This is a genomic window from Streptomyces olivaceus (assembly GCF_000721235.1).
Classification (GTDB): Bacteria; Actinomycetota; Actinomycetes; order Streptomycetales; family Streptomycetaceae; genus Streptomyces; species Streptomyces olivaceus.
The window spans coordinates 1-8,779 of sequence record NZ_JOFH01000078.1; the positions used below are offsets into that span (position 1 = coordinate 1).

Here is an 8,779-nt window from a genome sequence, read left to right on the forward strand (position 1 = left end):
GATCGCGGCGAAGACGTACTTGGGCTGGAAGTGGATGTCCGCGATCACCGGGATCTGCGACTTCCGCGCGATCACGGACAGCGCGTCGGCGTCGTCCTGGGTGGGGCAGGCGACGCGGACGATCTGGCAGCCGGACGCCGTCAGCTCGGCGATCTGCTGGAGCGTGGCACCGATGTCGGACGTGCGGGTCGTGGTCATCGACTGCACCGACACGGGGGCGTCGCCGCCGACCGCCACGGGCCCGACCTGGATCTGCCGGCTCTTGCGGCGCTGAGCGAGCCTGGTCGGAACGTCCGGCATGCCGAGAGAAATCGCAGTCATCTGCTGTGCAACCCCAAGTCGTGGATAAAAATCCGGCCCCGTTCAGCGGCGGGCTCCGGCATCCGAGATTACGGCACGGACATGAACGTCCGGCACACGGCGTACGGGAGATGCACCCTTTGGCGTCCATCTGCCGTATGACGGGCTTGAAGCCCGGTCCGGAGGGACATGCTCTCCGGATCGGGCTTCTCATCGGATCGTCGGGACGGTCCGTACGCCGGGTGGTGCCGCGGGCCGTGCGTCAGGTGATGCGGACCGGATTGACGACGTCCGCCACCAGGACGAGCAGCGTGAAGCAGACGAAGATGCCCGCCACCACGTAGGCCACCGGCATCAGCTTGGCCACGTCGAAGGGGCCCGGGTCCGGCCTGCGCAGCACCTTGGCCGCGGCCCTGCGCACCGACTCCCACAGCGCGCCCGCGATGTGACCGCCGTCGAGCGGCAGCAGCGGAAGCATGTTGAACAGGAACAGGGAGAGGTTGAAGCCGGCCACGAGCATGACGAACATGGCGAGCTGCTGGGTGGGCGGGATGTCCAGGGTGGCGATCTCACCGCCGACGCGGGCCGCGCCGACCACGCCCATCGGGGAGTCCTCCTCCCGGGGGCCGTCGCCGAAGGCCGCGTCCCACAGGGCCGGGATCTTCGAGGGCAGCGCGGCGAGGTTGTCGACGGCGTCGCCGATCCGGTCGCCCATCCAGGTCACGGACTCGCCGAAGTCCTGCTTCACGACGCCGGTGGCGGCGCTGAAGCCGAGGAAGCCGGCGCTGACGTACTCGCCCTGGACGATCTGGCCGTGCGAGTCCTTCTTGGCGACCTGGTTGGTGGCGATGGTCGCGTCGAGGGTGATCTCCTTGCCGTCGCGCTCCACGACGACCGGCACGTTCTCGCCGGGGTTGGCGCGGATCAGGTTGGACAGCTGGTCCCAGTCGTCGGTCCGTACGCCGTCGAAGGCGAGGATCTTGTCGCCGGCCCGCAGACCGGCCGCCGCGGCCGGGGAGGCCGGGTCGGACGTGCCGCAGTCGTCGCGGTTCTCGCTCTGTGAGATGACGCACTTGGAGACGGAGCTGACGGTGGTGGTCTGCTGCGAGATGCCGAAGCCCATCAGGACGGTGAGGAACAGCACCACCGCCAGGATCAGGTTCATGAACGGGCCGGCGAACATGACGATGACGCGCTTCCACGGCTTGCGCGTGTAGAAGAGCCGTTTCTCGTCACCCGGCTGCAGTTCCTCGAAGGCGGCCGAGCGGGCGTCCTCGATCATGCCGCGCCAGGGCGAGGTGGAGCGGGCCTCCAGCCGGCCGTCGGCGCCGGGCGGGAACATGCCGATCATGCGGATGTAGCCGCCGAACGGGATGGCCTTGACGCCGTACTCGGTGTCGCCCTTCCTCTTCGAGAAGAGGGTCGGTCCGAAGCCCACCATGTACTGCGGCACGCGGATCCCGAACATCTTGGCCGTGGAGAGGTGGCCCAGTTCGTGCCAGGCGATGGAGAACAGCAGGCCGACGGCGAAGAGGACTATGCCGAGGATGAACATCAGGGTCGTCATGCACGGGCCTCCGCCGTCTGTGCCGCCAGTTGCCGGGCCCGGGCACGCGCCCAGGTCTCCGCTTCGAGGACGTCCGCGACGGTGAGCGAGGTTCCCGTACGCGGGGTGCCGTGTTCCTCGACCACCCGCGTGACGGTCTCCATGATCCCGAGAAACGGCAGTGCGCCGGAGCGGAACGCCTCGACGCACTCCTCGTTGGCGGCATTGAACACCGCCGGGGCCGTGCCCGCGAGCTGTCCGACGTGCCGGGCCAGGTTCACCGAGGGGAAGGCCTCGTTGTCCAGGGGGAAGAACTCCCAGGTCGAGGCCTTGCTCCAGTCGAAGGTGGGGGCCGCGTCGGGGACCCGCTCGGGCCAGCCGAGGCCGACCGCGATGGGCCCGCCCATGTCGGGGGGCGTGGCGTGGGCCAGTGTCGATCCGTCCGTGTACTCAACCATCGAGTGGACATACGACTGCGGGTGCACGACCACCTCAATGCGGTCGAAGGGAATGTCGTAGAGCAGGTGGGCCTCGATCACCTCCAGGCCCTTGTTGACGAGGGTGGCGGAGTTGATGGTGATCACCGGGCCCATGGCCCACGTGGGGTGGGCGAGGGCGTCGTCGACGGTGACCCGGGCCAGCTGTTCCCGTGTCCGGCCGCGGAAGGGGCCACCGGACGCGGTGACGACGAGTTTGCGGACGTCGGCGCGGGTGCCGGCGGCGAGTGCCTGGAAGAGGGCGGCGTGCTCGGAGTCGACCGGGATGATCTGGCCGGGCTTGGCCAGCGCCTTGACCAGCGGGCCGCCGACGATGAGCGACTCCTTGTTGGCGAGCGCGAGGGTGCGGCCCGCCTCCAGGGCGGCGAGGGTCGGGGCGAGGCCGATGGAGCCGGTGATGCCGTTGAGCACGGTGTGGCAGTCGGAGGCGGCGACCTGGGTGGCCGCCTCCGGTCCGGCGAGGATCTCGGGCAGGCGCTCCCCCGTCCCGTACTGGGCGGTGAGCGCCTCCCGCAGCGCCGGTACGACGTCCTCGCGGGCGACGGCGACGGTCCGCGCCTTCAGCCGGTACGCCTGCTCGGCGAGGAGGGCGACCCGGCCGCCGTTGGCCGACAGGCCGGTGACCCGGAAGCGGTCCGGGTTGCGCAGCACGAGGTCGATGGCCTGGGTCCCGATCGACCCGGTGGACCCGAGGATCACCACGTCCTTCGGGCCGTCGCCCGCCACCGGGTCGTAGACGAGGTGGGGGTCGGCGAGTGGGGCTGGACTGTCGCTCATCCCCCCATTGTGTCGGCAACGGCGCTCCAGGAGGACAGCGCGTCCCTCGGTCGGGTGTCGTCCGAGGACAGGGGCGGGTTGTCGCCGGTTCCCCCGCCCCTGCCTCTCCCCCGGCGCCGGGCGGCCGTGGGCCCGCGCCGGGGTGCGGGGCGTCAGCCGATGGGGCGGTGGACGTTCTCCCGCCGGGCGGGGCCCGGTGTCGTGTCGGCGATCCACGGGCCGTCGCCGGACGGGTCGACGACGCCCTGCTCCAGCCACTCGTACGCGCCGCCCAGCACGCCCTTGACGACCTTGTGGTCGACGCCGTCGGTGTTGGTCCACAGGCGGCCGAAGAGTTCCTCGACGCGGATGCGGGACTGGCGGCAGAAGGCGTCGGCCAGTTGGTAGGCCTCGCGGCCGTGGTCGCCCCGGGCGCGCAGGTGCTCGGCGCGGACGCAGGCGGCGCTCATCGCGAACAGCTCGGCGCCGATGTCGACGACGCGGCCGAGGAAGCCCTGCTTGGTCTCCATCCGGCCCTGCCAGCGGGACATGGCGTAGAAGGTCGAGCGGGCGAGTTTGCGAGCGGTGCGTTCGACGTGGCGCAGGTGCGCGGAGAGGTCCGGGTGCCCGGCGGGGTGGAAGTCGGCGTACGACCGCGGGAGTTGGCCGGGACCCGCGACGAGCTTCGGCAGCCACCTGGCGTAGAAGACACCGGCCTGCGCGCCCGCCCTCGCCTTGTCGGACAGGGTCTTGTCGGGGTCGATGAGGTCCCCGGCGACCGACAGGTGGGCATCGACGGCCTCCCGTGCGATCAGCAGGTGCATGATCTCGGTGGAGCCCTCGAAGATGCGGTTGATGCGCAGGTCGCGCAGGAGCTGTTCGGCGGGGACCGCGCGCTCGCCGCGGGCTTCCAGGGAGGCCGCGGTCTCGAAGCCCCGGCCGCCGCGGATCTGGACCAGCTCGTCGGCCATCAGGCAGGCCATCTCGGAGCCGTAGAGCTTGGCGAGGGCCGCCTCGATGCGGATGTCGTTGCGATCCTCGTCGGCCATCTGGGACGAGAGGTCCAGGACGGCTTCGAGGGCGAAGGTCGTCGCCGCGATGAAGGAGATCTTGGAGCCGACGGCCTCGTGCAGCGCGACCGGCCTGCCCCACTGCTCGCGCACGGCGGACCACTCGCGGGCGATCTTCAGGCACCACTTGCCGGCGCCGACGCACATCGCGGGGAGCGAGAGGCGGCCGGTGTTGAGGGTGGTGAGCGCGATCTTGAGGCCGGCGCCCTCGGGGCCGATGCGGTTCGCGGCCGGGACGCGTACCCGGTGGAAGCGGGTGACGCCGTTCTCCAGGCCGCGCAGGCCCATGAAGGCGTTGCGGTTCTCGACCGTGACGCCCTCGGAGGCGGCCTCCACGACGAACGCGGTGATGCCGCCCCTGCCGCCCTCGCTGCCCTTTCCGTCGCCGCCCTCGGGCTTGGGGACGCGGGCCATGACGACGAGGAGGTCGGCGACGACGCCGTTGGTGGTCCACAGCTTGACGCCGTCGAGGACGTACTCGTCGCCGTCCCGGACGGCGGTGGTGGCCAGGCGCGCCGGGTCCGAGCCGACGTCCGGCTCGGTCAGCAGGAACGCCGAGATGTCGGTACGGGCGCAGCGCGGCAGGAACGTGTCCTTCTGCTCCTGCGTGCCGAACATTTTCAGCGGCTGCGGCACCCCGATCGACTGGTGGGCGGAGAGCAGCGCGCCGACCGCCGGGTTCGCCGATCCGACCAGGGCGAGGGCCTTGTTGTAGTAGACCTGGGTGAGACCGAGACCGCCGTACTTGGTGTCGATCTTCATGCCGAGGGCGCCCAGCTCCTTCAGCCCGGTGATCACCCCGTCGGGGATCCGTGCGTCGCGTTCGATCACGGCCCCGTCGATCTTCGTCTCGCAGAAGTCGCGGAGCTTGGCGAGGAACTCCTCGCCGCGCTGGACGTCTTCGTCGGCGGGCAGCGGGTGGGGGTGGAGGAGGTCGAGGCGGAAGCGTCCGAGGAACAGTTCCTTGGCGAAGCTGGGCTTGCGCCAGTCCTGTTCCCGGGCCGCCTCGGCGACCTGCCGGGCCTCGCGTTCGGTGACGGTGGGTCGGGAGGAGGAGGTTGGGGCGGACATGGGGCTCACCTCGCCGCGAATCGGCATCGGGGGACGGTACGGTCCACAACGGTCGCCGCGATTCGTCCACCGCGAACTTGCGGGCGTACGTTACTAGTCGGTGCTACCCGTTCGTATGTACCCGATCCCGGGCGAACCCACCACCCTTCGTGCGCCGTTCGGCCCATCCCGGGGCGAGGTCGGCGGAGTTGACTGTCGAAGCGCTTCGACACACCTATGGACAGGCATCTGCACTGGAGATAGGGTCGTAACCTCTTTCACCCCCATGATCCATCCCCCGCGCCGTCGAAGCGCTTCGCACCACTTGGAGAGCCGGATGGTCACCCTCGCCGAGGTCGCCCAGCACGCCGGAGTCTCGTCGAGCACGGTGAGCTATGTCCTCAGCGGCAAGCGCTCCATCTCCACCACCACCCGGCAGCGGGTCGAGGAGAGCATCCGCAAGCTCGGGTACCACCCGAACGCCGGCGCCCGCGCCCTGGCCAGCAGCAGGTCGAACATCATCGCGCTCATGGTGCCGCTGCGCACCGACATGTACGTGCCGGTGATGATGGAGATCGCGGTCGCGGTCGCGGCCGGCGCCCGCGCCCACGGGTACGACATCCTGCTGCTCACCGGCGAGGAGGGACCCGACGCCGTCCGCCGGGTCACGGGCAGCGGGCTCGCCGACGCGATGATCCTCATGGACGTCGAACTCGACGACGAGCGGCTGCCCCTGCTGCGCGGCACCCAGCAGCCGTCCGTCCTGATCGGCCTCCCCGCGGACACCGAGGGACTCACCTGCGTCGATCTCGACTTCCGGGCCACCGGCGCGCTGTGCGTGGAGCACCTGGCCGAGCTGGGGCACCGCGACATCGCCGTCGTCGGCGAGGCCCCGGCGGTCTACGAACGGCACACCGGCTTCGCCGAACGCACCCTCGACGGGCTGCGCACCCGCGCCCGCGAGCTGGGGCTGCGACTGCTCCACCGGCCCTGCGAGGGCGGGTACGACGCGACGGCCGCGACCCTGGCCCGCGTCTTCGACGAGCGTCCGGAGACCTCGGGGTTCGTCGTGCAGAACGAGTCGGCCCTGGAGCCGCTGCTCGCCCTGCTGCGCCAGCAGGGCCGGGCCGTGCCGGAGGACGTGTCGGTGGTCGCGGTCTGCCCCGAGCAGGTCGCCACCCAGGCCTCGGTGCGGGTGACCTCGGTCGCGGTGCCCGCGCAGGAGATGGGCCGGCGGGCCGTCGAGCAACTGGTCGGCAAGCTCGACGGACTCGGGGGCGACGAGGTGGTGCTGCTCGCGCCGGAACTCACCGTCCGGGCCAGCTCGGGGCCGGCGCCCGTGCGGCCGTAGCGCCGGCTGCGGCCGCGGAGTGGGAGGGTGGAGTTGGAGGACGAGACGTTGGGGGAACAGACGATGAGCACGCCGGCCCGTCCCGTCGACCGCGAACTCGTCGAGGCCGCTGCGGAGGTGGCCCGCACCCGGTGCCGGGGCGACAACCACACCATGGCGGCCGCGGCCCGTGCCCGGGACGGCCGGATCGTCACCGCGGTCAACGCCTACCACTTCACCGGCGGTCCCTGCGCCGAGTTGGTCGTGGTCGGCGCGGCTGCCGCCCAGGGGGCGTACGAGTTGGAGACGATCGTGGCCGTCGGCGATCGCGGGCGAGGGGTCGTTCCGCCCTGCGGCCGGTGCCGTCAGGTGCTGCTCGACTACTTTCCCGGGCTCACGGTGATCGTCGGCGACGGGGAACGTGTGCGTTCCGTCCCCGTCGCCGAGTTGCTGCCCGAGACGTACGTCTGGGCGGACCACCAGCTCGACGCCGAGTGAGGGCCTGGACTCAGAGACACCGAGAACTCAGAGGGGCTCAGAGGGCTCGGAGGGCTCGGAGGGCTCAGAGGGCTCGGAGACTGAGGGGGCTCAGAGCGCGAGCCCGGTGAGGACCAGCACGCGCTCGTAGGTGTAGTCGTCCATCGCGAACTTCACGCCCTCCCGGCCGACGCCGGACTGCTTGGCACCGCCGTACGGCATCTGGTCGGCGCGGTAGGAGGGCACGTCGCCAATGACGACGCCGCCGACCTCCAGGGCGCGGTGGGCGCGGAAGGCGGACTGGAGGTCGTGCGTGAACACGCCTGCCTGGAGGCCGTACTTGGAGTCGTTGACGGCGGCGAACGCCTCGGCCTCGCCGGTGACCTTCTGCACGCTGAGGACGGGCCCGAAGACCTCTTCGCGGGCGAGGGTGGTGTCCGTGGGCAGGCCGGTGAGGACGGTCGGGGCGTAGGAGGCGCCGTCGCGCTTGCCGCCGGTGAGGAGCTGCGCGCCCGCGGTGACGGCCTCCTCGACCCAGGACTCCACGCGTTGTGCGGCCGCCTCGCTCACCAGCGGGCCGACGTCCGTGGCGTCGTCGTTCGGATCACCGGTGACCTGGGCCTCGACCGCGGCGACGATGCGGGGCAGCAGGCGGTCGTGGACGGCGGCGTCGACGATCACGCGCTGCACGGAGATGCAGGACTGGCCGCCCTGGTAGTTGGAGAAGGTCGCGATGCGCGCGGCGGCCCGGTCCAGGTCCTCGTCGCTCGCCCAGTCGGCGAGGACGACGGCCGCGCCGTTGCCGCCGAGTTCCAGCGTGCAGTGCTTGCGCGGCACCGAGTCCATGATCGCGTAGCCGACGGTCTCGGAGCCGGTGAAGGAGATGACCGGGAGGCGGTCGTCCTGGACGAGGGCGGGCATGCGGTCGTTCGGCACCGGGAGGATGCTCCAGGAGCCGGCCGGCAGCTCGGTCTCGGCCAGCAGTTCGCCGAGGATCAGGCCGGAGAGGGGGGTGGCGGGGGCCGGCTTGAGGAGGATGGGCGCGCCGGCGGCGATCGCGGGGGCGATCTTGTGGGCGCACAGGTTGAGGGGGAAGTTGAAGGGCGCGATGCCCAGCACCACGCCCTTGGGGAAGCGGCGGGTGAGGGCGAGACGGCCCTGGCCGCCGGCGTCGGTGTCCAGGCGCTGGGCCTCGCCGCCGTTGAAGCGGCGGGCCTCCTCCGCGGCGAAGCGGAAGACGGAGACCGCGCGGCCGACCTCGCCGCGGGCCCACTTGACCGGCTTGCCGTTCTCGGCGGAGATCAGGCGGGCGATCTCCTCGGTGCGGTCGGACAGGCGCCGGGCGACGTGGTCCAGGGCGGCGGCGCGTACGTGGGCGGGTGTGGCGGCGAAGTCCTCGCGGACGGCGTACGCGGCGGCGACGGCCTCTTCGACCTGTGCGTCGGTCGGGAGGCTGACCGTGCCGACGTGGCTGCCGTCCCAGGGGGAGGTGACGTCGAGGACGGCCTCGCCGGTGGCCTGGCGGCCGGCCAGCCAGAAGGCGTGGGTGGAGGTCATTTCTGGTTCCGGCCCTTCCGCGGTGGGGTGGTGGGTGGTGCTGGGCGCCGTGCGGGTGTGCGGGGTCAACGGTAGGGCGGGGGTGGGTGCGGGGCGTTTGTCCGGGGCGTAGTGGTGGGGGTGCGTTCTTCGACGGTCTGGCCAGGTGGGGCGGGGCCCGGCCGAGGCCCGGCCGGGGGTGGTGGGGGTGGGGGGG

7 protein-coding genes are annotated in these 8,779 nt (G+C 71.5%); 2 read left to right on the forward strand and 5 right to left on the reverse strand.

The features are described from left to right. The 4 genes from IG94_RS0137555 to IG94_RS0137570 form a co-directional block, all read right to left on the reverse strand. Positions 1-321: flavodoxin-dependent (E)-4-hydroxy-3-methylbut-2-enyl-diphosphate synthase (locus IG94_RS0137555; RefSeq protein WP_169752443.1), on the reverse strand; the 321-nt coding region annotated here is incomplete at its 3' end. A 241-nt stretch (positions 322-562) separates the two neighbouring features. After that, on the reverse strand, positions 563-1,855 hold the full coding sequence (locus IG94_RS0137560; RefSeq protein WP_107060823.1) for a M50 family metallopeptidase: 1,293 nt from the start codon (positions 1,853-1,855) through the stop codon (positions 563-565). Positions 1,856-1,863: 8 nt separating this feature from the next. Continuing rightward, entirely contained in the window at positions 1,864-3,120 is a 1,257-nt protein-coding gene (gene dxr, locus IG94_RS0137565) for a 1-deoxy-D-xylulose-5-phosphate reductoisomerase (protein ID WP_031048439.1), read from the reverse strand. A gap of 152 nt (positions 3,121-3,272) precedes the next feature. Further along, positions 3,273-5,240 carry an acyl-CoA dehydrogenase family protein gene (locus tag IG94_RS0137570; protein WP_031048441.1) on the reverse strand — a complete coding sequence of 656 codons (1,968 nt, stop codon included), beginning with the start codon at positions 5,238-5,240 and terminating at the stop codon, positions 3,273-3,275. A gap of 316 nt (positions 5,241-5,556) precedes the next feature. On the opposite strand from IG94_RS0137570, the gene IG94_RS0137575 reads away from it, so the two are divergent. Continuing rightward, positions 5,557-6,570, forward strand: a complete 1,014-nt coding sequence (locus IG94_RS0137575) for a LacI family DNA-binding transcriptional regulator (protein ID WP_031048443.1) — start codon at positions 5,557-5,559, stop codon at positions 6,568-6,570. A gap of 63 nt (positions 6,571-6,633) precedes the next feature. Beyond that, positions 6,634-7,047, forward strand: a complete 414-nt coding sequence (locus IG94_RS0137580; RefSeq protein ID WP_031048446.1) for a cytidine/deoxycytidylate deaminase family protein — start codon at positions 6,634-6,636, stop codon at positions 7,045-7,047. Between the two features lie 90 nt (positions 7,048-7,137). On the opposite strand, the gene IG94_RS0137585 is transcribed toward IG94_RS0137580, so the two are convergent. Beyond that, positions 7,138-8,583 carry an aldehyde dehydrogenase family protein gene (locus IG94_RS0137585; protein ID WP_031048448.1) on the reverse strand — a complete coding sequence of 482 codons (1,446 nt, stop codon included), beginning with the start codon at positions 8,581-8,583 and terminating at the stop codon, positions 7,138-7,140. Positions 8,584-8,779 lie beyond the last annotated feature (196 nt).